Genomic DNA, 23,287 nt, shown 5'->3' on the forward strand with positions numbered 1-23,287 from the left:
GAGAAAGGTGTGAAGTTAATAGTCTAAATCTCAAATAAACCAAAAGGGTAGGCTCATATCAGCTTACCCTTTTCATTTTCTATCAAGATAGAAGGCTATTAAAAATAGTGAGAAATCGCTAAATAACGGGTTCGAATATGCTCAATCAATAGCTTCACTTTATTTGGCGGTTGACGAGTAAACGGGTAGACCGCATAAATGCCAAGTTTTTTGCCAACCAGTTCAGGAAAAATATCCACCAATTCACCACTTCGAATGTCGTGGTAAACCAAGCAGCGTGGAACGTAGGCGATGCCATAACCACCTAGTGCCGCTTTACGCAATGCTGTCGCGTTATTGGTAGTAAAGCTGCCCGAAACTCGGACAATGTAATTCCCTTTTGTACCCTTAAACTCCCACTCACTCGCCCCTGTGGTTTGATAGGCGTATTGCAGGCAATTGTGCTCCGCCAACTGCTTAGGCTGTAAAGGTTTACCATTCTTGGCAATATAAGAAGGGGAGGCGCAAACGACCCACTGCGAGTCGAGAATATGGCGTGCAATCAGACTTGAATCTTCCAAATATCCGGTACGAATCACCAGATCAAAACCCCCATCGACGAGATCAACAAACTTATTGTCTAACGACATATCAACACTGAGCCCAGTGTGCATATCGCAAAACTCCGCAACCGCGTCCGCCAAGATCAAATCACCCGATATTGTAGGCACCGACATTTTGATATGGCCACTGATATTTTCGCCAAAGCCTGAAACTGCATCCATAGCCTCTTGCGTGGCTAACTTCACATTTTTGGCTCCGTGCAGCAGCGCCTTTCCAGCTTCAGTTAGCGTCAATTTACGCGTTGTTCGATATAATAACTGAACGCCAAGCTGCTCTTCCAAGCGAGCAATTCTTTTGCTAACCACCGAATTTGTAAGGTTATTTTGCTCAGCTACCTTACTAAAACTGCCTAGATCTACGACCTGTGAAAACAGGATCAAATCATCTGCTCGCATCTCATTATGCCAATTTTGGAAATAATCATTTTCATTATTTCCCTATATATACAAAATTGAAAGAGGTAATTTACATAACATTAACATCACGGCACTCTTCGAAAAGATGAAACAGGTAATGGGATGAGCCTGCCCCTCCCAACCAGAAGCAGTCGTACTAACTCATTAATAGGATTGAACCATGATCATCTCTGCTTCTACTGACTATCGAGCTGCTGCGAAAGCGAAATTACCCCCTTTCCTATTTCACTACATTGATGGCGGCTCTTACGGTGAGCATACCCTTAGAAAAAACACTGAAGATCTTGCCAACATAGCGCTTAAGCAACGGGTGCTGAACAACATGGAAGATCTGAGCCTTGAAACCGAAGTTTTTAGTGAGAAAATATCCATGCCTATCGCACTAGCACCTGTTGGTCTCACTGGTATGTACGCTCGACGAGGCGAGGTTCTCGCAGCGAAAGCCGCCGAGAACAAAGGCATTCCTTTTACCATGTCGACCGTCTCGGTGTGCCCAATTGAAGAAGTCGCTCCGGCTATTGAACGTCCGATGTGGTTCCAACTTTACGTGTTAAAAGACCGTGGCTTCATGAAGAATGTCTTAGAACGTGCAAAAGCCGCGGGCGTCACAACCTTAGTCTTCACCGTTGATATGCCCGTACCCGGTGCTCGCTACCGCGATATGCATTCCGGCATGAGCGGCCCTAATGCCGCTGCTCGTCGTGTATTTCAAGCCATGCGTCACCCAACATGGGCATTCGATGTCGGTGTATTCGGTAAGCCACACGATCTCGGTAATATATCGACTTATCGAGGTGAACCAACCAAACTCGAAGATTACATCGGTTGGCTCGGTGATAACTTTGATCCATCCATCTCATGGAAAGACTTAGAATGGATTAGAGATTACTGGGAAGGTCCGATGGTCATTAAAGGCATTCTCGACAAGCAAGATGCCAAAGATGCGGTCTCTTTCGGTGCGGACGGTATTGTGGTGTCTAACCACGGTGGCCGCCAACTTGATGGGGTTTTGTCAACCGCTAAGGCGCTTCCTAGCATTGCAAACGCAGTGAAAGGGGATCTAAAAATCTTCGTCGATTCAGGCATTCGGTCAGGGTTAGATGTGGTGAGAATGCTCGCTCTGGGCGCAGACTGCACCCTACTCGGCCGCTCATTCATCTACGCTCTAGCGGCGCAAGGTCAGGCGGGTGTCGAGAACCTTCTAGACCTTTACGAAAAAGAGATGCGCGTTGCGATGACGCTCACTGGTGCTAAAAGTATCAAAGACTTAAATCAAGATTCATTAGCGTCTATAGACCTATCTCGCTAAATATTGAGTAAATTCAAAAGGTGTCACAGCAAATGATGTGCAACTGTGACACCGTTTCAACAGCTGACCCCATAAAAATTAGAATGCCGCAGCGAGCACAAGGAAGCAAACATGTCGGACACACCTTACGTAAACAAGAGCAGCGTTAATAAGAACAGCGATAACCGCTATCAACAACTTGAGTCATTGTTCGCAGCCAAGATTGAATCCGCGCGTATTATAACTCAGCACGCCAAGCGCTTAGCTTATGGAACGGACGCCAGTTTCTATCGCCTCGTGCCAAAAATCGTACTGAAATTAAAAGACCTTGATGAAGTTATCTATGTCATTAAGTGTTGCCGTGAAATGGCGATTCACTGCACCTTTCGCGCGGCGGGAACCAGCCTTTCAGGCCAAGCGGTGTCTGACTCTGTTCTAATTACGCTCACCGACGATTGGCGTAACCATTCGATCATCGATGAAGGCAAAAAAATCAGCTTACAACCGGGGGTGATTGGCGCCGATGCCAATAAATATCTCGCCCCGTTTCAACGTAAAATTGGCCCTGACCCAGCTTCTATTAATACCTGTAAAATTGGTGGTATAGCCGCAAATAATGCCAGTGGTATGTGTTGTGGAACGGCGCAGAATTCCTATAAGACCATCGATAGCATGAAAGTCGTGTTCAGCGATGGTTCAATCTTAGATACCGGTGATGACGTCAGCATTGCCGAGTTTACCCGTGATCGCCCAGAGCTTATCGCGGGCATTAACGCATTGCATGATGAAACCTTAGAGAACGCTGAACTAACCCAGCGCATTCACCACAAATACCGCCTCAAAAACACCACAGGCTATGCGCTCAATGCACTGGTGGATTACCAAGATCCGATAGAGATCATTGAGCACCTGATGATTGGCTCAGAAGGCACACTCGGATTCATTGCCGAGGTAACCTACAACACAGTTATTGAACACGCGCATAAAGCCTCTTCGCTGCTTGTATTTGCTGATATAGAACAAGCGAGCCAAGCAGTAACCACGCTTTCAACCACTCCAGTGGCTGCCGTTGAGCTGATGGATGGACGAGCACTACGCTCTGTGGCTGACAATAAAGGCTTACCTGCGTTTATAGCGGAACTCGATTTAGAAGCGTGCGCTATTTTGATTGAGTCACACGCTAGCGATGCAGCGACCTTAACCAAGCAGTGTCACCATGTGATGGATGCAGTCGCAAAATACACCATCATTGAATCCGTTCCCTTTACCTCTGACGCGGCAACAGTCTCTACATTGTGGGGGATTCGAAAAGGAATGTTTCCTGCCGTTGGGGCAGTGCGAGAAGTAGGCACAACCGTCATCATCGAAGATGTGGCCTTCCCTGTTGAAAACCTTGCTCACGGTCTGCGCGATCTCCAAACCTTGTTTGATAAATACCGATACGATGAAGCGATAATTTTTGGTCACGCGCTTGAAGGAAACCTCCACTTTGTCTTTACCCAAGGCTTTGATAGTCAAGAGGAGATCGATCGCTACGGTGGATTTATGGATGACGTTGCTGAATTGGTTGCCGTTAAATACCAAGGCTCGCTGAAAGCGGAGCACGGAACCGGCCGTAATATGGCTCCATACATCGAGCTTGAGTGGGGCAAGGATGGCTATGAACTAATGCAAAAAATCAAGGCGCTGTTTGACCCATATGGGTTACTTAATCCTGGAGTGATTATTAACGACAATCCTAAAGCCCATCTTGAAAACCTCAAACCTATGCCCGCTGCTGATGATTTAGTTGATCGATGCATTGAGTGTGGCTTTTGCGAACCTGTATGCCCATCACGCACTCTGACTCTATCCCCTCGCCAACGTATTGTTTTATACCGAGAGCTGCAACGACGACGAACGGCTGGTGAAACCGTTGAAGCGAGCGAACTAGAGAAAGTGTTCGACTACCAAGGCGTTGATACTTGTGCAGCAACAGGACTATGTGCAGAGCGTTGCCCAGTTGGTATCAACACCGGAGATTTGGTGAAAAAGCTTCGCTCTGAGAGATATTTAAAGCTGACTCCCCTAATAAAATGGACAGCCCAATGGAGCGCGGATCATTTCAGCGCTACCACCACCATGGCAAAAGTCGGGCTAAAGGCCAACAGCGTTGCTTCAACTATCGTGGGCGAAAAATCAGTAAGTAAGCTAACTAAGGGGCTTCGGAAACTGACCCACGGAGCTACTCCAAGTTGGCTAGCAGAATACCCACAAGCCAACACCCATCAGCTTATTCAAGACAAGGAGATTCCAGCTAAAAGGATCAACTCAGAGCGGAAAGTGGTTTATATGCCTTCTTGCGCAAGCCGAAATATGGGACAGCAAACCAGTGCGCAAGACCAGCGACCTTTAACCGAAGTTACGCAGTCACTTCTTAGCAAAGCGGGCTTCGAATTAATCACACCAAAAAGCCTCAGTGATCAGTGCTGCGGCATGCCCTATGACAGTAAAGGGGCAAACGATATTGCGCTGCAGAAATCACAGCAGCTAGAAGAAGCACTTTGGCAAGCCAGTGAACACGGTAAATATCCCGTACTGATGGACACCAGTCCATGTGCCAAACGCAGCATTGAACAGTTTAATAGGCCGTTAGCTATCTTTGAGCCAACAGCCTTTGTATTAAAACACCTTAAAGAACACTTAAGCTTTGAACCAATTGATGAAACCGTGATGCTACATGTAACGTGCAGTTCCAGAAGAATGGGATTAGAGAATGACATGCTATCACTGGCTAAAGCCTGTACCTCTGAAGTCATCGTCCCAGAGCACATTCAATGTTGCGGTTGGGCTGGCGATAAAGGCTTCACCACACCAGAGCTGAACGCCGCAGCGGTTCATCCACTCAGAGAACAAGTACCTGAAAATTGCAGCCGAGGGTTTAGTAACAGTAAAACCTGCGAGATTGGTCTTTCACATCATAGCGGCGTACCGTATCAATCAATTTTGTATTTGGTGGATGAGGTGACAAGTTAGAATTCATCAAATAAAAGTAAAACTAGAAATAACTTAACTGCCTTCTCGGAAGGCAGGTTAAGGATAGTCTTCGACAAGATCATCTACCATCAATTATTTATTCTACTTCAATGGAAACCCGCTAAGCTTTTCTATCCACACCTCTTTGTTTGACGCTCAATAAAGCAATTGCCTAAATATCAATCGATGACGTTTCTAGGTTCAATTCGCAATCACAATAATAAATTAGTGAGTTGCTATCATATAAGTACATAATAAAGTAACAATTGCTTGGACCTGAAGTTAAGGAAAACGATGGCTCACAATCTCTATGACAAACTAGACCTAAACTTACTTAAAGTTTTCTTTATTCTCTATCAAGAAAAAAACATGCGAAAAGCAGCAGAAAGGCTCTTCGTTACTCAACCGGCGGTCAGTAAATACCTCAGTAAACTGAGACAAACTTTAGACAATGATCTTTTTGTGAAAACAAGTACCGGGCTAACACCAACCCCTTACGCCGAACAGGTCTATCACTCTCTTAGACCAATCATTTTAGAGCTTGAAAATACGATTAATGATCAAACGGAGTTTAACCCAGAAAAAATAGAAGGTGACATTATCTTTGCCATATCACCTTTTTTAATGACTGCCCTAGCTAACACCATATACGCTGAAATTCAAAAAGATGCACCTAACGCTTCTGTTCATTTTCGTTGCTGGAGTCAGGATACTCAAATTGAAATTGAAAGCGGCAAAATTGACATGGGCATTAGCTATGACAGCGATGTCACGATTAAGACTCTCCATGCAAAAAAGTTGGGGCAGGACAAATTACGAATTATATGCAGAGAAGATCACCCAATAATACACAGTGAAATAACACCGCATGAAGTTGCCAAATATCCTGTTGGTACGGTCCTCGCCCCCAATTGGAACTTAAAGAAATCGGTCGCGGAAATCATTGCAGATGACTTAGGCATCAAGTTCAATATTACACTTCGTTCTGAGATTCCATCAGTATTACTTGAAGCCGTTCATACAAGTAATATGATTGTTGCCATCTCTAAGTTCTCTAATTACGATTTTATAAAAGGCATTAAACTCTTAGAGTTTGATTTCGGTTATGATCAGGAATCACCCAATATCTATAGTTATTATCACAATAAAAATAACAATAGCGCTCAAACGTTATGGTTGTTGGACAAATTGAAAAGTATTTTATCTAAAGGCTCCGTCTAGGATTCAAGACGCTGTAAAAAATCTAGTACTCCAGATACATGACGGCCCTCATATAATGTGAGTACCTCAGATGAATTGTCTTTATCTTTACCAACATTAACGACTGAGACTATCTCTTCTTCATCGACTAAGTCACTATGAATAGTAATGTGAAGATTTTCTGACTTACATTGGACGTATACGTTACCTAAGCAGTAACTGTCCATATCGTAGATTTCAAATCTTCTTGATATTTCATTGATAAGTGTGGCTAATTTTTTCATTCTCTTAATAACCTATACAGTTAGAAATAATAGCCACCTCAACAGTGGCTATTATTTTTCAGCGAGAACAGGTACTACTGAGCAAGCTTAGCTCTAACCTTGTTACGTACATCGTCAAAACGAGGCTGTTTTACTAACGTCTTTATTGTTTCTTTGGCTTGCTCATCAGTGGTAACTTCACGATTAAGACGGTCAATGCTAACAACACCTCCTGAGTTTCCTCTAATCACCGTTAATCCCGATGCTTCACTCACAACCCTTCCCATAACAACACCATCTCGATAAACGGTGTAGACTCCGGCTTCATTGCTGGCTTCTAGTTTCCATTCTGGATTGTTATGGATCGGATTATCATTGATTCCATCGATTGGGCTTTCCGGATCTGGACGCTCTAAATCTACATTTTTAATGGTGATTGAGCGCCCTTGTGTTCCAAATATCGTCCACCCTAAATCTGACTTCACGACTGTCAATTTGATGGGAGCCATATCTCCACCAAACTGACCGCCTACCCCCACAATTTCGCCTGTACGAAGATCTGTGATAATTAGGTGACCAGTAACAGCCGTTTCAACTTTAAAAGGAAGAGGGATTGAAACCGGAGTTTGTGGGTCGTTATACCAAACACCACCATTCGGGCCGACTTCTAAATGACGAGTATTAGCAGACCCTTCGATGGTGCCCAAAATAACACCATCAACTACAATCTGGATCGTACCAGTACCGTTACTAATGAAATCAAAATCTGGTTTAGTATTATCTGGTGTACTAACGTCTACATCAGGCAACTGTCTCGGCGCATCAATTGGCAGATCAGGCAAATCATCAACTTGCCCACCAGTGCTTGAAGACGAGCTTAGTAGACCGGCCAGTAAAGTTGCCGATACGGTACCAACAGCTGCCCATGTACCATCTGATTGCTTTTCATAAACAACATCGTCAACCGTTGCGGTCGTCGTTGCGCTTGGCTGGGCATTAAGCTGTGCCAATACACGAGCATCTATCTCATTCATTTGTGCTTCAATAAGCTCTGCTGTGTATTGGTTTGCCAATGCACGGTCAACTTTAACTGGAGCCGAAATTGCTGGTGCAGAAATTAATGTTGCCATAGTGATTGCTAAAAGTGTTTTTTTCATCATTTATCTCTTCTATAAAAATAAATGCATCCGTGCTGTTCTGTTTAGTTGCGTATAGATTAACGAAACGAGCTCATCTTGAATAATCGAGAATTGAAATAATGGTGATAAACAAATGGAATGAGGTGAAGTTTATTACCAAGATCAAAAAACAGCACATAGTGTGCTGTTTTATAATTCTCTATCAGAGTTAATAATGGAAACTAGAAATCAAAAGTTAGTCCAAACTCGATATAATCCTGGCCACCTTCAAAGTAGGTATATGTAATAGAGGGGCGAATATACTTCGCATTAAGATAAACAATAGCCTCATGATAGTGATAATTAGTTTTCCCATAAGATCTTGATAACCGTTCATCATTGACAGTAATAGGCTTATCAAACGAAATATAATTTTCTTTCAAACCAACTTCATGATTGAATTTATAAACTAAGTCAAAGAGTTCAATAGGGCTCCACATAGCACCAATACTATAATCGACGCTATCAGAGGGATGTGCGATAACATTCAAATGATTCCCACCGCAAGTGCTCTCTGAGCCACAAAATGGATCCGCTATCTGTTTCTTATTGTTATAGTTTACATCACCGATAGCTACCCACTTTTCATGTAATGATTTGGCGATAAATATCCCTGTTGAGTATTTTCCATCGCTTATTTTCAGCGAGTTTTCGGTGTAATAACCTTCACCCTGCCAGAAAGAGTAACCGATACCGGCTTCCCAATTCGATTCGGTATCAATGTCACCAAAGACTCTCAATTTTTCTGTTACATCATAGCTAGCGTCTAATGTGGTAACAGTAGAGCCATCTATATCTTTAGAAAAGCTAACTCCAAATATATCTGTAAACTTCTCTATAGAATCCACTATCTCAGCCTGAACAGGAGAAACAAATAGACTAATAACCAATAAACTACGCTTCATTTTTTGAATTCGTTGAGCTATCCATAATTATAAAAAAGAACCGACTCCATTAAAGATGGTTCTTTTATCCCTCAATTAAAGTGCGCGACTTAAAATACAGGGGTCTTATCGCTGTAGGTTATTCGGTTCTGTGCAATTAGAATAATCACATTGTGAAATATCAGTGATAACGAACTGGAATGAGCTTTTTCACCTGCTATATAGACCGTTTATTTTTTATAAAGCTCTAACGGCAAATCATCAGGGTCTTGAAAGAACGTAAACTTCTTGCCTGTGAACTCATCCACTCGAATGGGTTCTACTTCAACGTCCATTTTGTTAAGCGCCTTTACTGCATCCGCCACAGTCTACGCTTCACCCATAATCAAATTAAACTCACTATAGCCAAAAGGCTGACCATTAATTTGCAATGACACCGCTTGTGTACCTGGGTAATACTTCCGTGTTGTAATTTCCCTGATGCCATGGGCCTTTTCTATCGACAAATGAGAACGCGCTTTAAGCGTGACGTTTTTCCATTTAAACACCTTTTGCGCCATCTCTCCGTTGGCCTTTTTAAAATGCATAACGTAATCAACAATCAGCGACTGATCTTTATCGCTGCTCGAATGCAGTTCCACTGAAAAACACAGCTTAGTACCGAAATGAATCTCTGATGACGGTAAAAATATGGGGCTGACATCGAGTTTAGGCGGAAAAACACCAAAGGCTTCAAGTGCCACTGGATGCCCCTGCTTAATGAGCGTACGACAAGCATGGCGAAGTAATTTTTGTCGATGCACCAAAGGCTGATTTATGAGCGTTCTTTTGGCGTCATTCATCCAATCTACTGCTAGTTTTGCGACTAGATCAGGATGGTCTTTGGCAATATCATTTAGGTGATTAGCGACTGAGCGGCGAACATATTCATGCTCATCATCTCGTAATGCGGTCAATAGAGGCAAAGTGGAGCTAGGATCTTTAATGATGCTTGGCAGTTGCATCGCCCAAGGCAAACGTGGGCGCGTACCTTCCGACACCAACCGACGTACATGATGACTTCGGTGTGTTAACCAATTAGACATAATGTCCAGCGCTCTATCTTGATCGTCAATGAGGAAAAAGCGCACATCAAATTCAGAAGAAAAGTGTTCAGTCATGTCTTTTAACAGCGCCATGGCATCATCAAAAGATTCATAACCAAACTGACTGACCACAATACCGAGCGGAAGTGTTCCCCACCCAGTGATGCCGTCCTTATCACTCTGAACGACCGTAAGATCACCAGAAACGGGGCGCAACATTTTTCTAATTATTTGAAAACGAATGACCTCTTGTTTTGGCAACACCTGATAAAGTTTTTCTGCAATGAAGGCTGCTCTCTCTTTTAGCTCCAGAGCATCAAGCTGCTGAATAATTGTTTGCTCAAACTCAGCTTTATCAAAGTGACTTAAATGTCGCTCAAGTAGCAGGCCAAAGCACTGTACTAATTGTGGCGAAAGGTTGTTTTTGAGCGGTTCCATCACATCTCCCTGATTTGATGATAATCGTGAACGTAGCGGAGTAACATGAGAAAGGAGTATATCGACGTTGTTGTCAGAAACTGTCAGTAGGGTTTTGTTATTGCGCACCAACTGCATGTCTTAGCGACTAAAATCCTCTTCAACGAACAAATGTTATGGCTTTTTCTTTTCTCCCTCCCCCCTTACTTCTCATACAACTCTAGCGGCAAACCATCAGGATCTTGAAAGAAAGTAAACTTCTTGCCTGTAAACTCATCGACGCGTATCGGCTCTACTTCCACATCTAGTGCATTAAGCTCTTTTACTGCCTCTTCCACTGATTCAGTAACAAACGCCAAGTGTCTTAGGCCTTGTGCTTCTGGCTGACTTGGTCTTGATGGAGGGTTTGGAAATGAAAACAGTTCAATCTGCCCGCCACTAGGAAGGGCTAGATCTAGTTTGTAAGAATCTCGGCTCTCACGGTAGTTTTCCGCGATGATGCTTAAACCAAGTACCTCAGTATAAAAAGCCTTAGATTTTTGATAGTCAGAACAAATAATGGCGACATGATGAATACTTTCAACAATCACAAAGCGCTCCCAGGTTATGGTCAGAATAGAAATATGCACTCAACATAACAGCTGTTTTGTTTCCATACTGATATTTATGCTCTCTTTTCAAAACGAACTCTCTAAATCCAGAAGCAAGAAGCACGCTCTGTTAGAGTAAAAAACCATAAATACATTATGAGGAAGTCGTTGGGTTTTGGCTGACATCAACCAAATACTGACATGAAAGCCAATCACGGCCGATCAACAGCTTATCCGTCATTTTACTGCGGTCTCGAAGATTAACTTCCACCGTTTTTTCATAACCTTCATGCGCCAAAGTAAAGTTAACGCTATAGCGTATGTCTGCACCAAATGAGTTTCTAATACGGCGAACAGCAACAATCTCAGCTTGGTGTTGGTTATAGTCGCCCAGTTCATTACCCGTAACGAAACGTACTTCCTTGCCGATATTGGCATCGAGTTCATCTACGCCGTCAATAACCTCTATGTTCATTGCATGGAGTGATGTGCGTGTTGCACCTGTATCAATGCGAGCTCGGTAAGCGCTATCAAACCCCTCAATGTCGATGAAAGCCTTTTGGCCGATCACTTCCATGTTGTCCACTGAACACTGTTCCGCTTGAGTGACAAAACTGACGGTACTCACCAAGAGTGATACGGCTATTAACCCTGTTTTCTTCATCTTATCCCTTTGTATGATTTTGCTATATCGTGCGTGGTCGTTGCATCTATATCGGTAGACTCACTTTCATAGGAAATATTAATAACTAACATTAAGTCAGTCACTTATACTTCTAATATCAGATAAACTATCATCAATTTTTGAAGAATGGTGCGATTGTTACTTTTTGAAAAACAATGATACCAATGCTTGCGTATCGTTTGTTTCCACCAACTAAGGGGGCTAATAAGTTAGGAATAATGGTTAATGGCCGTAAGCCTCACTCAGTTCACTCCAGATTTTAGTGGCCACGGGCCCTTTCTGATGGTTTCTATTTCTGAACATATGCAGGTCACCAGACGATCTCGTTGGTATTCCCTCTACGTCAATAGGAATCAAACAGCCTTGCGCAATGTCGTCTTTGATCAAATACTCAGGAAGCCCACCCCACCCTAGCCCAGCTAAAATAAGGTCTTTCTTGGTAGTAAAGTCATTAACGCTCCATGCCGCTCGGTCATCTGTCGTATGAAACGAAGCTTTGTTCTTATATTGTGCGCTGTCGCGAGTCACTATTTGGTCATGTTGAGCCACGTCTCTTAAGCAAATTACGTCATTTAAAGCTGAAGGGAAATAATCAGGAGCAGCAACATTTATCATGACGGCCTTGGCTACAGGTAGTCTTTCATGCTCGATGTTTAACCCTATTTCAGGGCCAAATGCCAAATCCGCTTCTTCGCGATCTATTCGCTCGACAACGCCATTCAGTGATTCGGTATAAATTTTAAATTGTGTACTTGGGAAGCTGTCGATAATTGGCTTTAATTTCGTGAGCAACGGAGGAAGATGAAATGCGATGCTCACCACAATGGTAAACTTTGGCTCGATCCCCATACTCAGTTGCTTTCCAATGTTATCGAGCTGATTAAAGTGACCCATAGTAAGTTTTGCGTGATGAAAGAATGCCTCTCCTGCTTGAGTGAGTGTTGGCCGATACTCATCACGATTAAATAAGGTGACACCGTATTGTTCTTCTAAATTCTTAACCGAACTGCTTACCGCAGCTTGTGTTTTGAATATCGCTTTTGCCGCTTTTCGAAAGCTACCTTGCTCTACTACGGCGATAAACGCTTTCAGCTGCTCATTAGTCATTGGCACTTCCCTATTTGGTACACCCAATAATGATAAGTTAAATCTATCATTTTGATAGTAACATTTCGTTATCTTTATATCGTTATGTTCATTATCTTGGTATTTCTAAACCGAACATTCGACCTATAGGAAAATAATTATGCCTGCTTATATGCTTACCTTTGTCCGTATCCACGATCATGAAGCCCACCAGCGCGACTACCTTGTAAAAGCGCACGCTATATTAGAAAAACATGGTGGAAAGGCCCTGGCCGTCACGGACCAACTTGATGTCATTGAAGGGAAAATGCCAGAAGGGAGAGTCGTATTAGTCGAGTTCCCATCGAAGGAACATGCAAATGCTTTTTACACCTCGCCCGAGTATCAACCCCTAAAACAGTTACGTTCAACGATCTTAGATGCAGATTCCGCCATTTTTGAATCGAGTTTGGGAAATTTAATTTAACTCGAAGAGAGAGCGGGACATCGATAGACCTATTGAGTATAAAGTGATTTTCATTCAGGTAATTACATGATTTTAAAAGAGAGATAATGGGGAAAACAATATAACTTGGGGTTAAAAACAACTTTGTAAAATAGGAGACCTAAGGAAAGTGGCGGCTTTCTACACTAGGCTAAAGTGATACCAACACTAATTAGAACAATTTATAGAGGTTGGGAAGGTAAAGGGTTACATCGGTATTTTGATGGCATCCTTTTACTTGTTTACAACATTAAGGAGGGTTAACAATGAAGGAAACAACAATAACGAACAATATTGTATCTTCATTAGTCGCATCTTTATTTATTTTGACTACTATCATCAGTTTTTCCTCAGCCGCCGGTGAGGAATATGTGCCAAAGAAAGCCACGATGCAGAAATTACATCAAGCTCCACTGCCAGGGGTAGATGGTAAAGAAATGACGGTGGTTCATTTGGCCGCACCTGCCGGGTTTATAAGCAGCAAACATACACACCCAGGACCTGTTTATGTTTATGTACTCGAGGGGGAGCTGACCATTGAACTTGAAAACGAAACGAAAACCTTTAAAGCGGGTGAGCTCTATCCCGAAGAAATTGACTCTGCAATGATAGGTAAGAACTCAAGTTCAACCGATGACCTTGAACTTCTTATTTTCCAAGTCGGTGATATTGGTAAACCGATGATGATCAAAGTTGAGTAAATCGACAGATTGCCATTGTTTAATGTAATTTCGAGAAGTTCCGAAGCCGCAGTTTCCGAGCTTCCCGAAATGCTTTTAAAGGACACTTACTCCATTCGATTATAAGCACATTGATACGACAATGAAAAATCACCTTAGAATCCGAAAATGGCAAAGGCAGTTGCCAGAGTTAAAATACCGAACCAATCCCAGAAAGTGTAAATTGGCATCGTGAAGTATAATCTCAATTACCTTGCTAGCATCATTTCATATTCAACCATCATGTCGGGCATTCCCAAGCGCAGCACATACCGCAAAGTCCCCGTTGCAGGTTTTACTTCCACATCAACTAGAAACGATTCCCACACTTTTGCTATGTCCCCAAATTGTTCAGAGGTGACATCATTGGTGAAAGTCCAATCGGTACGGACAATATCATTAACACTGTACCCAGCCTCTTCCAAAAACGTTTTCATCTGCTCGAGTATCAATCGAGTTTGAGCAACCGGATCATTAGGGTGCTGTGTAATGAATTCAGGGCTGCAATCAGCATGGCCTGTCACAAAGAACACTTCGTTGAACTCGCTCAGCTTAAGGCCCCAACTAAAGGCATTACGCATGTCTGGTAAATTTTTGTTATGAAAAGCTTGTTTAGTCGCCATATTATCTTCCTTAATCTTATCTACTGAGAAACTTCTAAAACGATTTTTCCGCGTGCTCTTTTTGACTCACTCAAACCATGCGCTTGATCCGCAAGCTCTAGCGGAAAGACCCTATCAATATTGACTTTGATGTCACCGTCATCAATCAACTTAGAAATACTCTGTAAGTCATGAGCATTGGGCATGACCCACCAGCGTTGAAAGTTCACACCATGACGCTGCGCGACTTCATCTTCAATCTCATCCAAAAGGGAAATGATATGGCCACCTTTTCGAACAACGTTAAGAGACCGCTCAACAACCTCATCACCACTGATGGCCGCTAATACTGCATCCACGTCACTCACAATGTCTTCAAATTTCTGCTTTCGGTAATCAATAAACTCATCCACCCCTAACCCTTTCACGTAGGACTCTTTCGCCGCTGATGCCGTGCCAATCACATAAGCGCCTTTCGCCTTCGCAATTTGAACCGCAAAGCTGCCAACACCACCCGCTGCATTATGAATCAGCACTCGGTTGCCAGCTTTCAACTTGCAACCCTCCATCAATGCTTGCCATGCAGTAGTCGCCGCTAATGGAACCGCCGCAGCTGTCACCATATCTAAGGTTTTTGGAGCAGGAGCAACTAAGTCAGCATCAACAGCGATGTATTCTGCGTAAGCGCCTTGACCTGAAATAGGCGCATAAACATAGACATTGTCTCCAAGGTTTACATTTGTGACACTCCCTCCGCACTCGACAACTTCTCCTGCCGCGTCCCAACCTAGAATAAGTGGAAGCTCATGCTCGCCACTCTGCTGTAGAAAACCTTCACGAACCATCCAATCAACGGGATTAACGCCTGCTCCCTTCACTTTTATCAAAACCTGATTGTCATTAATGGCTGGCTTGGCAATGTCTCCAAACGTCAGTTTCTCAGCATTTCCGTATTGCTCTATGTAGATCGCTTTCATCGTCATGTCCCTATGTCAGTTAATCGTTTTCGGTGTTTTTGTCTTAGTAAGGTTACTTTGCCCAACTCAACGAATATCGTCTAATTGATGTTTCATATAAAACACATTGATAAACATGATGAGTTGCGCAATACTGATTTACCTGACCCACATAACTTCCTAGGCCATGGCTAATCTCGATCTCAATTTAATGGTCATTTTTGATGCCATCATGCAAGAGCAATCTATTACGGCGGCCGCTGAGCGTTTATCAATGACTCAGCCTTCTGTCTCCAATGCAGTTTCCCGTATGAGGCATGTCTGGAATGATCCTTTATTTGTGAAGCAAGGAAGAGGCATTCGGCCAACGCCTTACGCCATTACACTGTGGGAAAACATAGGGGATCCGCTAGAGTCGATTCGACTTGCGGCAGTCAAGAGTGCGTTTGATCCAGCGACACTTCAGCGCACTTTTCGAATCGCAACAACCGATTGGATGGCCGATTTATTCTGGCTGTCATTAAGACAAAGCATTGAGAAGGAGGCACCGCATGTGAACATTCACGCCGTCCCTTATAACGTGAATGGAGAAAGCTTATTGCTCAATGCCGATGTAGACATGGTCTTGGATTATTTTGAGGGAAATTCTTCGATGGTCCATACTCAGCACTTATTCGATAACCACTTTGTCTGCGCAATGCGTCCCGATCACCCGCTAGCAAACGAAGAACTCACTATCGATAAGTTTGCGAGTGCTGAACACTTGTTGCTTTCACTCTCTGGGGAAGCTTCTGGGGGCGTTGATATCGAGTTACGGAAAAAACGACTCACTCGCCGAATATCCATGACGGTTAATCATTGCTATAACCTCGCCACGCTACTCATCAACACCAACATGATCACAACCATTCCGCTGCCTATCATTCTTAAACACGTCAATAATGGGCAATTAGTGATCAGAAGAACGCCTTTCCCTATGGCTCCAGGTCCCATATCTATGTCTTGGCACACGAGGCATCAACGCGATCAAGCAACATTGTGGCTAAGGGAAAAAATACTCGCGGTTTTAAACAATGGTTTATACGAAGAGCTACGCCACCTTCCATTCAAGTAACGCTTACTTTGTAGACTATCGCCACTGATAGGCACCTTTAGCTACTCCATACTGCTCAAAGAAATGAATACGGTAAATGTCATCCAGTTTCCCACTCTCAACCATATTCTGCATAAGCGTGTTCATTTGATCTCGTAAATGGATATGCTTGGACTTTTTTGACACTCCGACAGATCGAAGTCCTTTCGCTGTATATGAAAAATCCGCTCGTTCAAGTAGATCTCGGTACTCTGAGTTCGCGAGATGAATGGCCCCCGTTTCAGCATTAATGGGGAAGGTATCAATCCGCCCTGACACTAACTTTTTAAAGTTTTGTTCGTCCCTGGCCACCTGTTCTTTGCTTAAACCCGTCCCTGCATCAAACTGTTTGAAGTACCGAGCTCCAATTTTTACGCCAATAGTTAAATCATAAAGATCCTCATATTGGGTTAACCGCTTGCTTTCTCCCAACCTGACGTAAAACACTTTGGTCGCGGTATGGCGATAAGGCGTATCAATAAACGTGATCCATTGCTCTCGCTCTGATGTGTTCTTAACGCCAATGATCCAGTCTGCACTGCCTTCTTCCATCATCAATAAACAGCGCTTTAACGGGCAGCTTCGAAATTTCAACTCTTTGTTTAACCCCTTAGCAAGCTCTTTCAATATCTCCGCATACACGCCTTTATATTGGTTCCCCTCATTAACCTTCCAGGGCGCAAGCTCACTGAACGCAACAACGATTGTGTCATCTGACTCGGTAGCGAAAGACGCCTGCTGTGAAAGAGCCAATCCAACAGCCACAAATGTTCCAGTGAGTTTTTTCATCAGCACTTCCAAGTAATCTCAATAAAGTTCGAATCTATAGCGTTACGAGAACCTTAATTGTAGCTGATGCGCTTCTAGCTAGAGAGCAGCGAAGAAAAAGTGTAGCTAAGATAAGACATAGAAAGATAAAAGAAAGGGAGCGTTAAAGCATGAGTGGAATGGTCTTAGAATCTGAATTAACCTGCCCGACTTGCGGTTATAAGAAAATGGAAACGATGCCGACCAACGCCTGTCAGTGGTTTTATGAATGTACGAACTGCCACACAATCCTTAAGCCACTTCATGGCGATTGCTGTGTTTTCTGCTCTTATGGCACTGTCCCCTGCCCACCAATACAACTTAACCCTTCTAAAAAAGGCGAAGGTGGATGCCAGTGCTAGAAAACCTTACTGATAATTTATGAAAACTAAAATAAAAAGTGCTCACCTAGGCAAGCACTTTTAAACATCGAAGTTATTAAGAAAAGCTTAGCCTCGAATAATCATCTGATCACGCTCAGGACCAACAGATACCATCACAATTGGCACACCCATTAGCTCTTCGATACGTGTCACATAATCTTGAGCGCCTTGTGGAAGGCTTTCAAATGTACGGCAGCCTGTGATGTCTTCATCCCAACCCTGCATGTTCTCGTAAACGGGTGCTAGGGCTGCAGTTTGTGGCCAAATAGGATTTTCGCTGTGGTCACCTTCGTAGGCTACACAGATACGCAAGTCTTTCATGCCGGTTAAGCAATCAATCTTGGTTAACGCTACCTCGGTTGCGGCTTGCAGTTCCACACCATTGCGCGTTGCTACTGCATCAAAATAACCCATATCACGTGGGCGTCCCGTAACTGCGCCATATTCATTAGAGCTTTCGCGGAAGTTGTCTTGCTCTTCCATCGCAGTCACTAAGGTTCCGGTACCCACAGAAGAGCTGAAAGACTTGGCAACAGCGATAACGCGTTCAGGTCTTAGCGCAGGTAAGCCACTTCCGATGCCTGCGTAGGCAGCCGTTACGTTAGAAGAGGTTGTCCAAGGGTATTCTCCGTAAACTAAATCTCGTCCAGCACCCAATTGCGCTTCAAACAATAAGTTTGCGTCTTTTGCCTGAAGAGCTTTAAGAGGCTCAGTCACATTACAGATAAACGGACGCCACGCTGCTGTCACTTCGAGTAACCACGCAGTTAACTCAGCAGCGCTTTCGGTGTAATCACACTCTGGGTACAAGGCTTTCAGCTGCGGCATTTTCCAATCAAGCATAAATTGGATACGCTGCTCTAGCACTTCAGGTTGATTTAACCAACCAACAAGAATGCCTTTTTTCATCACACGGTCACCATAAGCGGGTGCGATACCTTGACGTGTTGAACCGTATGCCGCATCGCCTAGTCGTTGCTCTTCAAGAGTATCTTCTAACGCATGAAGAGGAAGACACAAAGTGGCTCGATCTGAAATGGACAGTTTCACATCCACGCCCGTCGCTTTTACTTCAGCAATTTCGTCACTCAGTGCGGCAGGGCTGATCACCATGCCAGGGCCAAGAACAGCAATACAATTAGGATTAAATATACCGCTTGGTAGTTGGTGTAATTTGAATGTACCGAAATCATTGACGACAGTATGACCTGCATTGTTTCCACCTTGAAAACGAATGCTTGCAGAGGCGTCGGCTGCTAGAAAATCAACAATGCGACCTTTACCTTCATCACCCCAATTGGCACCCACAACAACAATAGACGACATAACATTTCTCCTAATTGATTAAGAAAACATCTTAGTCCTGTCGATAAAATAAGAGAAATTAATTATAATTATTAACTCGATAAGAATTCCATATCGATTTTCCACAGCATCAATTTGTAATTCGTCGGGTTAACTTACAGTAAGGGCATAGCATGTTAGATATTCACTGGCTAAAAACGTTTTCCACGTTAGCCGAATATAAACACTTCGGTAAGGCCGCCGTTGCACTGCACATGACCCAGCCCAATGTTAGTTTACACCTCAAACAGCTAGAGCAAGCGACTGGTGTGAAGCTCATTGAGCGAAGTCCATTTCACTTAACTCAGGCAGGTGACCGCTTACTCGAGAGCAGCCGACGCACCTTACAAGAATTGCAGGTATGCCAAGCCGATCTCAATGCCTTGAACGATTTAAATACAGGGATGATCACCATTGCCGCAAGCGATATTATTTCTCGCATGCTGCTGATTGAAGCCTTTAAACTATTTAAAGAACACTACCCTGGTATCGATATCGCGCTGCTCAACACCACCTCATCACAAGCATCAGAACGAGTAAAGAGTGCAGAAGCCGACCTTGGATTTGTCATTTCTCAAAAGCAGTCACAACCACTTCATTTTGTGGAGTTACAGCAAGTGAAATGGGTCACATTAGGGGATGGTTTTGAACGAAATACGGCTCAACATAAAGTACAAGACAAAGAACTCACACTTATCTTACTGGGTCACGACACCCGTACTCGAGACTTGATTGACGAGGCGCTACCCAAACTTAACCTCTCAAAATATCGCGTGATGGAAGTGGGCAGTGTTGATGCTCAAATAGATTGGGCTGAAGCAGGGTTTGGCGTGGCGATCATTCCTGAGTTTGCCATTTCAGCTAAACGTAACCTCTTAACCAAAATAACGCCTTTGCCCGACTTCCCTACTACCGACTTGGGTTATATTGTTAGACAAAACCAAATACTCTCAAAAGCCACAAAACAACTGCTTCACTGGGTGAGCGAAGGGATCTCTCAACTGCAAAAGAACTAGCTGTCAGTCGTTACAAAAAACAGCTTAATTAGGCGTTAGCCCGCTTTGATTGGTCTCTGATTCTTTAAATCCACGCAGAATATTGATCAGTGTGATTACCGTAAATAAGACAATCACCAAAGATAAGTGCCACGCATGCCCTAACCCTAGCAACACCAAACCCATACTAACTATGGAAGAGACTATCATTTGTCCACCACCGGACATGGCAGCGGCGGCGCCCGCATTCTTTTTATACGGCTGCATCACTAACGCTTGTGCGCACGGTAGGGCAATACCGTTGCCAAGGATCATCAAAAACTGACCGAGCATCAAATATAGAGGCTCTAATGGGCAAAAGAACAACCACAGTGCGGCGCTTAAGTGCAGTACTGGTGTACACAACAGCATTTTCTTACTGCCAATTATTGGACGTACTCGGTTACAAAGACTGGTACCCAATAGCATTCCCAAAGCAGGGATTAATGCCCAAAGTGCGTATTGATCCGATGTCATGCCTATTTGGTTTTGCATGATGAACGGCATCACCGAAACAGTCGTTATCATCAAGCTGAAGTTAAGCCAACCGATACTGGCGAAACTCATAAAGTAACGAGAAGTGAGCAATTCTCGATATTGCTTCACTATCTTTGTCGGCGATGGAACCGCACTGCGCTGCACAACGGTTTCTTTAAACCTAAGTGCAAAGATGATCCAAGCAATTGAGACATAACCAAGAAGCGAGGTAAACACCATTCCCCAGCCGAAATGAAAGTTAATAAAACCACCAATAACAGGCGCAAACAGAGGTGTAATCGACGCCACCATCGCGATATAAGACATCGCAATCGGTAAGTCAGCGCCATTGAAACGATCGCGTGTTGATGCTCTGGCTAATACGGCGCAGCAGCCCGTGCCTAAACCTTGAAGAAATCGTCCTGCTACCATTCCAGTAAACGAGTGACTAAAAAAGATAATCATCAATAAGCCAAGTAGAGCAATAAACAGCCCCGTCAATAATACCTTTTTTCTCCCCAACGCATCGGAAATGGGCCCATAGATAAACTGTGAGGGGCCAAAGCCAAGCAGATAAATACTGACTAGAAGCTGCGCTTTTTCAAGAGATATATCGAATTCTTTGGCAATCCACGGCAGTGATGGAAAAACGAGGCCCATGCTAAGTTGCCCAACACTAATTATCAGGCAAGCCAATAGAATGGTTTTGAACTCGAACGGTTTACTCATGAAATATCACGACTTATTGGGCGCATTATTCTTGCTCTCTTATTCCACTGAAATTGATCCGCCATTGCGATGGGGAAATTTGGAATGCCGCTTTAAAGTTCTTCCGGTAAACACTTTCTGAACCAAAACCTGACAGTTCGGCCACGTGTGTTATTGAGTGATGACTGCCCTCCAATAACTGTTGACTCAGCTTTAATCGTTGATTCAACAACCACTGGCCAAAGGTGCAACCATAAGTCGCTTTAAACTGACGAGTAAACGTGCGCCTACTCATCGCGCATCGTTCTGCCAACCCTTCAATGTTATGAGGTTCGTTAATTCTTTCTTCTACTTGCTCAATCACTTGAGTAAAGCTGGTTGGCTGCTCGGAACGAGTAGAGATTGGCGCTGGAATATATTGTTGCTGGCCACCAGAGCGAAAAGGCGCAGTCACCATCACTCGCGCTAATTGACTCGCCATCTCACTGCCATGGAGTTTACGTACGATATGTAAACAACAATCGAGTGAGGCTGCAGTACCAGCGGAAGTAATCAACTGGTCATGATCAATAAACAGCGGTTGGCTATCAAATTCCACTTCGGGGTAGCGCTCTGTAAAAGGCTCGGAATATCCCCAGTGCGTCGTAGCGGATTGACCGTTCAACAGCCCTGTCTCAGCAATTACAAAAGCACCTAAACATAATCCCACAAGAGTCGCTCCTCGTTGATGAGCGTCAGATAGCTTTTTAATCAATACTTTTGGCGGCTCAGGAAGGGTATTGGCCCAGCCGGGTATAATGATGATATCGGCACGATTAAGAGGGTCGAGATCATGATCAACTGTCATGCTGAAGCCTGAGCTCGTCGCCACATCTTGGCCAGATGGGCTGCAAAGATTCAACTCGAAAAGAGGTGTCCGGTCTGGAAATGCATCCTGAAAAGCATCGCGAAAAACTAAACAAGGGACAGAAAGGTGGAATGCGCTAATCCCATCTACCACCACCATTGCAACTTTATACGTTTGCTTGTTTTTCATATTGACCCAAATTGAGCGATAGATGTCCTTTAGGACAGTTTTGCACAAACTATGAACATTGCATACTGATAACTCACTATTTTATCAGCAGGGAAGAGCCATGAAAATCCACCACCTTCGTAGCGCGACGTTTATCATTGAGTCGAACAATCACTTTATTTTAATCGACCCGATGTTGGGTGAAAAAGGTTCGCTTCCTCCGTTTTCAATGGTGCGTTTCAAGCGTAGGCGAAATCCAACGGTTGATCTGCCACACAACGCAGAGGAACTACTTAGCAAGGTGACTCACGCGCTCATCACTCATAGCCAAACCTTTGGCTTCAAGCCACTGCAACATACTGACCATTTAGATGAAGCAGGTGAGCGCTTACTGACAGAGAAGAATATCCCCGTCATCACACCAGGGCGAGATAAAGCTTATCTTGAAAAGTATGGCATCACGGTTTCCCATGGTATTGAAGACTGGCAAACCTTGGACTTTTTAGGTGGAAAAATAACAGCGGTTCCGGCTCAACACGGGCACGGCTGGATTCATAACGTGATGGCAAATGGTGTAGGGTTCTACCTAGAGTTACCGAATGAACCATCCATCTATATCAGCGGTGACACCATTTTAACTGAAGATGTAAAACACACGCTAACTGTACTGCAACCAGATATAACCGTGGTAGCGACAGGAGAAGCGCAAATGGATGTTGGGAAACCGCTGCTTATGCCTGAAGAGGAAATACTGGAGTTCATTAAACTTTCCCCTAGCATTGTCATTGCCAACCATATGGAAGCGCTTAACCACTGCCCTGTCGATCGCCAAACGCTTCGTAACTCACTCAATGCTAAAGGGATCAGTAATAAAGTACTGATCCCAGAAGATGGCGAGATGTTAGCCTTTTAAGTG

At 43.8% G+C, this 23,287-nt stretch carries 23 protein-coding genes and 1 pseudogene; 9 read left to right on the top strand and 15 right to left on the bottom strand.

Annotated features, from left to right (window positions below):
• Window positions 1-98: 98 nt before the first annotated feature.
• Window positions 99-998: a LysR family transcriptional regulator gene (locus L4C54_RS15840; protein ID WP_428808920.1), complete on the bottom strand. Its 900-nt coding sequence runs from the start codon at window positions 996-998 to the stop codon at window positions 99-101.
• A 181-nt stretch (window positions 999-1,179) separates the two neighbouring features.
• On the opposite strand from L4C54_RS15840, the gene lldD reads away from it, so the two are divergent.
• The 3 genes from lldD (at window position 1,180) to L4C54_RS15855 (ending at window position 6,543) form a co-directional block, all read left to right on the top strand.
• A complete protein-coding gene (lldD, locus tag L4C54_RS15845) occupies window positions 1,180-2,328 on the top strand; it encodes an FMN-dependent L-lactate dehydrogenase LldD (RefSeq protein WP_428808921.1) in 1,149 nt (382 codons plus the stop codon).
• A gap of 111 nt (window positions 2,329-2,439) precedes the next feature.
• Window positions 2,440-5,322 carry an FAD-binding and (Fe-S)-binding domain-containing protein gene (locus tag L4C54_RS15850; protein ID WP_428808922.1) on the top strand — a complete coding sequence of 961 codons (2,883 nt, stop codon included), beginning with the start codon at window positions 2,440-2,442 and terminating at the stop codon, window positions 5,320-5,322.
• A 294-nt stretch (window positions 5,323-5,616) separates the two neighbouring features.
• Window positions 5,617-6,543 carry a LysR family transcriptional regulator gene (locus L4C54_RS15855; protein WP_428808923.1) on the top strand — a complete coding sequence of 309 codons (927 nt, stop codon included), beginning with the start codon at window positions 5,617-5,619 and terminating at the stop codon, window positions 6,541-6,543.
• On the opposite strand, the gene L4C54_RS15860 is transcribed toward L4C54_RS15855, so the two are convergent.
• The 8 genes and pseudogenes from L4C54_RS15860 to L4C54_RS15895 form a co-directional block, all read right to left on the bottom strand.
• Window positions 6,540-6,806, bottom strand: a complete 267-nt coding sequence (locus L4C54_RS15860) for a hypothetical protein (RefSeq protein WP_428808924.1) — start codon at window positions 6,804-6,806, stop codon at window positions 6,540-6,542. The genes L4C54_RS15855 and L4C54_RS15860 overlap by 4 nt on opposite strands.
• A gap of 74 nt (window positions 6,807-6,880) precedes the next feature.
• The gene (locus L4C54_RS15865; protein WP_428808925.1) at window positions 6,881-7,945 is read right to left on the bottom strand and encodes a hypothetical protein; all 1,065 of its coding nucleotides are present in this window, start codon (window positions 7,943-7,945) and stop codon (window positions 6,881-6,883) included.
• A 200-nt stretch (window positions 7,946-8,145) separates the two neighbouring features.
• A complete protein-coding gene (locus L4C54_RS15870) occupies window positions 8,146-8,868 on the bottom strand; it encodes a hypothetical protein (RefSeq protein WP_428808926.1) in 723 nt (240 codons plus the stop codon).
• Window positions 8,869-9,077: 209 nt separating this feature from the next.
• Window positions 9,078-9,206: pseudogene (locus tag L4C54_RS15875) on the bottom strand (VOC family protein); the annotation flags it as partial.
• Window positions 9,207-9,215: 9 nt separating this feature from the next.
• A complete protein-coding gene (locus L4C54_RS15880; RefSeq protein ID WP_428808927.1) occupies window positions 9,216-10,370 on the bottom strand; it encodes a DNA alkylation repair protein in 1,155 nt (384 codons plus the stop codon).
• Between the two features lie 182 nt (window positions 10,371-10,552).
• Complete coding sequence (gene gloA2, locus L4C54_RS15885) at window positions 10,553-10,936, bottom strand: SMU1112c/YaeR family gloxylase I-like metalloprotein (RefSeq protein ID WP_428809063.1); 384 nt, start codon at window positions 10,934-10,936, stop codon at window positions 10,553-10,555.
• Window positions 10,937-11,093: 157 nt separating this feature from the next.
• The gene (locus L4C54_RS15890) at window positions 11,094-11,603 is read right to left on the bottom strand and encodes a putative ATP-dependent zinc protease (RefSeq protein ID WP_428808928.1); all 510 of its coding nucleotides are present in this window, start codon (window positions 11,601-11,603) and stop codon (window positions 11,094-11,096) included.
• Between the two features lie 243 nt (window positions 11,604-11,846).
• Window positions 11,847-12,731, bottom strand: coding sequence for a LysR family transcriptional regulator (locus L4C54_RS15895; RefSeq protein ID WP_428808929.1), 885 nt, complete (start codon window positions 12,729-12,731; stop codon window positions 11,847-11,849).
• A gap of 139 nt (window positions 12,732-12,870) precedes the next feature.
• Here L4C54_RS15895 and L4C54_RS15900 point away from each other — a divergent pair, with 139 nt between their 5' ends.
• Window positions 12,871-13,176: a DUF1330 domain-containing protein gene (locus tag L4C54_RS15900; protein WP_428802997.1), complete on the top strand. Its 306-nt coding sequence runs from the start codon at window positions 12,871-12,873 to the stop codon at window positions 13,174-13,176.
• A 284-nt stretch (window positions 13,177-13,460) separates the two neighbouring features.
• The gene (locus L4C54_RS15905; protein ID WP_428802998.1) at window positions 13,461-13,895 is read left to right on the top strand and encodes a cupin domain-containing protein; all 435 of its coding nucleotides are present in this window, start codon (window positions 13,461-13,463) and stop codon (window positions 13,893-13,895) included.
• 227 nt (window positions 13,896-14,122) lie between these two features.
• On the opposite strand, the gene L4C54_RS15910 is transcribed toward L4C54_RS15905, so the two are convergent.
• Both L4C54_RS15910 and L4C54_RS15915 read right to left on the bottom strand, forming a co-directional pair.
• Complete coding sequence (locus L4C54_RS15910) at window positions 14,123-14,536, bottom strand: RidA family protein (protein WP_428808930.1); 414 nt, start codon at window positions 14,534-14,536, stop codon at window positions 14,123-14,125.
• Window positions 14,537-14,556: 20 nt separating this feature from the next.
• A complete protein-coding gene (locus L4C54_RS15915) occupies window positions 14,557-15,492 on the bottom strand; it encodes an NADP-dependent oxidoreductase (protein WP_428803000.1) in 936 nt (311 codons plus the stop codon).
• A 166-nt stretch (window positions 15,493-15,658) separates the two neighbouring features.
• On the opposite strand from L4C54_RS15915, the gene L4C54_RS15920 reads away from it, so the two are divergent.
• Complete coding sequence (locus L4C54_RS15920) at window positions 15,659-16,585, top strand: LysR family transcriptional regulator (protein ID WP_428808931.1); 927 nt, start codon at window positions 15,659-15,661, stop codon at window positions 16,583-16,585.
• A gap of 15 nt (window positions 16,586-16,600) precedes the next feature.
• On the opposite strand, the gene L4C54_RS15925 is transcribed toward L4C54_RS15920, so the two are convergent.
• Window positions 16,601-17,392, bottom strand: a complete 792-nt coding sequence (locus L4C54_RS15925; protein WP_428808932.1) for a substrate-binding periplasmic protein — start codon at window positions 17,390-17,392, stop codon at window positions 16,601-16,603.
• Between the two features lie 149 nt (window positions 17,393-17,541).
• Here L4C54_RS15925 and L4C54_RS15930 point away from each other — a divergent pair, with 149 nt between their 5' ends.
• Entirely contained in the window at window positions 17,542-17,772 is a 231-nt protein-coding gene (locus tag L4C54_RS15930) for a GDCCVxC domain-containing (seleno)protein (protein WP_428808933.1), read from the top strand.
• Window positions 17,773-17,859: 87 nt separating this feature from the next.
• Here the strand turns inward: L4C54_RS15930 and L4C54_RS15935 are convergent, their stop codons facing one another.
• The gene (locus L4C54_RS15935) at window positions 17,860-19,119 is read right to left on the bottom strand and encodes an adenylosuccinate synthase (protein WP_428808934.1); all 1,260 of its coding nucleotides are present in this window, start codon (window positions 19,117-19,119) and stop codon (window positions 17,860-17,862) included.
• A gap of 152 nt (window positions 19,120-19,271) precedes the next feature.
• On the opposite strand from L4C54_RS15935, the gene L4C54_RS15940 reads away from it, so the two are divergent.
• Entirely contained in the window at window positions 19,272-20,153 is an 882-nt protein-coding gene (locus tag L4C54_RS15940; protein ID WP_428808935.1) for a LysR family transcriptional regulator, read from the top strand.
• 24 nt (window positions 20,154-20,177) lie between these two features.
• Here the strand turns inward: L4C54_RS15940 and L4C54_RS15945 are convergent, their stop codons facing one another.
• Both L4C54_RS15945 and L4C54_RS15950 read right to left on the bottom strand, forming a co-directional pair.
• Window positions 20,178-21,377, bottom strand: a complete 1,200-nt coding sequence (locus L4C54_RS15945) for a multidrug effflux MFS transporter (protein ID WP_428808936.1) — start codon at window positions 21,375-21,377, stop codon at window positions 20,178-20,180.
• A gap of 25 nt (window positions 21,378-21,402) precedes the next feature.
• Complete coding sequence (locus L4C54_RS15950; protein WP_428808937.1) at window positions 21,403-22,392, bottom strand: GlxA family transcriptional regulator; 990 nt, start codon at window positions 22,390-22,392, stop codon at window positions 21,403-21,405.
• A 100-nt stretch (window positions 22,393-22,492) separates the two neighbouring features.
• Between L4C54_RS15950 and L4C54_RS15955 the strand changes: the two genes are divergently transcribed.
• Window positions 22,493-23,284: an MBL fold metallo-hydrolase gene (locus L4C54_RS15955; protein WP_428808938.1), complete on the top strand. Its 792-nt coding sequence runs from the start codon at window positions 22,493-22,495 to the stop codon at window positions 23,282-23,284.
• Window positions 23,285-23,287: the final 3 nt, after the last annotated feature.

This window comes from Vibrio lamellibrachiae (assembly GCF_050337265.1).
Lineage (GTDB): Bacteria > Pseudomonadota > Gammaproteobacteria > Enterobacterales > Vibrionaceae > Vibrio > Vibrio kyushuensis.

Bases quoted from the DNA above. Each gene is read 5' to 3' on its own strand.
- L4C54_RS15865 (WP_428808925.1), bottom strand. From the start codon at position 7,945: ATGATGAAAAAAACACTTTTAGCAATCACTATGGCAACATTAATTTCT.
- L4C54_RS15940 (WP_428808935.1), top strand. From the start codon at position 19,272: ATGTTAGATATTCACTGGCTAAAAACGTTTTCCACGTTAGCCGAATAT.
- L4C54_RS15945 (WP_428808936.1), bottom strand. From the start codon at position 21,377: ATGAGTAAACCGTTCGAGTTCAAAACCATTCTATTGGCTTGCCTGATA.
- L4C54_RS15925 (WP_428808932.1), bottom strand. From the start codon at position 17,392: ATGAAAAAACTCACTGGAACATTTGTGGCTGTTGGATTGGCTCTTTCA.
- L4C54_RS15880 (WP_428808927.1), bottom strand. From the start codon at position 10,370: ATGGAACCGCTCAAAAACAACCTTTCGCCACAATTAGTACAGTGCTTT.
- L4C54_RS15870 (WP_428808926.1), bottom strand. From the start codon at position 8,868: ATGAAGCGTAGTTTATTGGTTATTAGTCTATTTGTTTCTCCTGTTCAG.
- L4C54_RS15860 (WP_428808924.1), bottom strand. From the start codon at position 6,806: ATGAAAAAATTAGCCACACTTATCAATGAAATATCAAGAAGATTTGAA.
- L4C54_RS15905 (WP_428802998.1), top strand. From the start codon at position 13,461: ATGAAGGAAACAACAATAACGAACAATATTGTATCTTCATTAGTCGCA.
- L4C54_RS15890 (WP_428808928.1), bottom strand. From the start codon at position 11,603: ATGAAGAAAACAGGGTTAATAGCCGTATCACTCTTGGTGAGTACCGTC.
- L4C54_RS15920 (WP_428808931.1), top strand. From the start codon at position 15,659: ATGGCTAATCTCGATCTCAATTTAATGGTCATTTTTGATGCCATCATG.
- L4C54_RS15950 (WP_428808937.1), bottom strand. From the start codon at position 22,392: ATGAAAAACAAGCAAACGTATAAAGTTGCAATGGTGGTGGTAGATGGG.
- lldD (WP_428808921.1), top strand. From the start codon at position 1,180: ATGATCATCTCTGCTTCTACTGACTATCGAGCTGCTGCGAAAGCGAAA.
- L4C54_RS15855 (WP_428808923.1), top strand. From the start codon at position 5,617: ATGGCTCACAATCTCTATGACAAACTAGACCTAAACTTACTTAAAGTT.
- L4C54_RS15895 (WP_428808929.1), bottom strand. From the start codon at position 12,731: ATGACTAATGAGCAGCTGAAAGCGTTTATCGCCGTAGTAGAGCAAGGT.
- L4C54_RS15935 (WP_428808934.1), bottom strand. From the start codon at position 19,119: ATGTCGTCTATTGTTGTTGTGGGTGCCAATTGGGGTGATGAAGGTAAA.
- L4C54_RS15910 (WP_428808930.1), bottom strand. From the start codon at position 14,536: ATGGCGACTAAACAAGCTTTTCATAACAAAAATTTACCAGACATGCGT.
- L4C54_RS15900 (WP_428802997.1), top strand. From the start codon at position 12,871: ATGCCTGCTTATATGCTTACCTTTGTCCGTATCCACGATCATGAAGCC.
- L4C54_RS15955 (WP_428808938.1), top strand. From the start codon at position 22,493: ATGAAAATCCACCACCTTCGTAGCGCGACGTTTATCATTGAGTCGAAC.
- L4C54_RS15930 (WP_428808933.1), top strand. From the start codon at position 17,542: ATGAGTGGAATGGTCTTAGAATCTGAATTAACCTGCCCGACTTGCGGT.
- L4C54_RS15915 (WP_428803000.1), bottom strand. From the start codon at position 15,492: ATGAAAGCGATCTACATAGAGCAATACGGAAATGCTGAGAAACTGACG.
- L4C54_RS15850 (WP_428808922.1), top strand. From the start codon at position 2,440: ATGTCGGACACACCTTACGTAAACAAGAGCAGCGTTAATAAGAACAGC.
- L4C54_RS15840 (WP_428808920.1), bottom strand. From the start codon at position 998: ATGCGAGCAGATGATTTGATCCTGTTTTCACAGGTCGTAGATCTAGGC.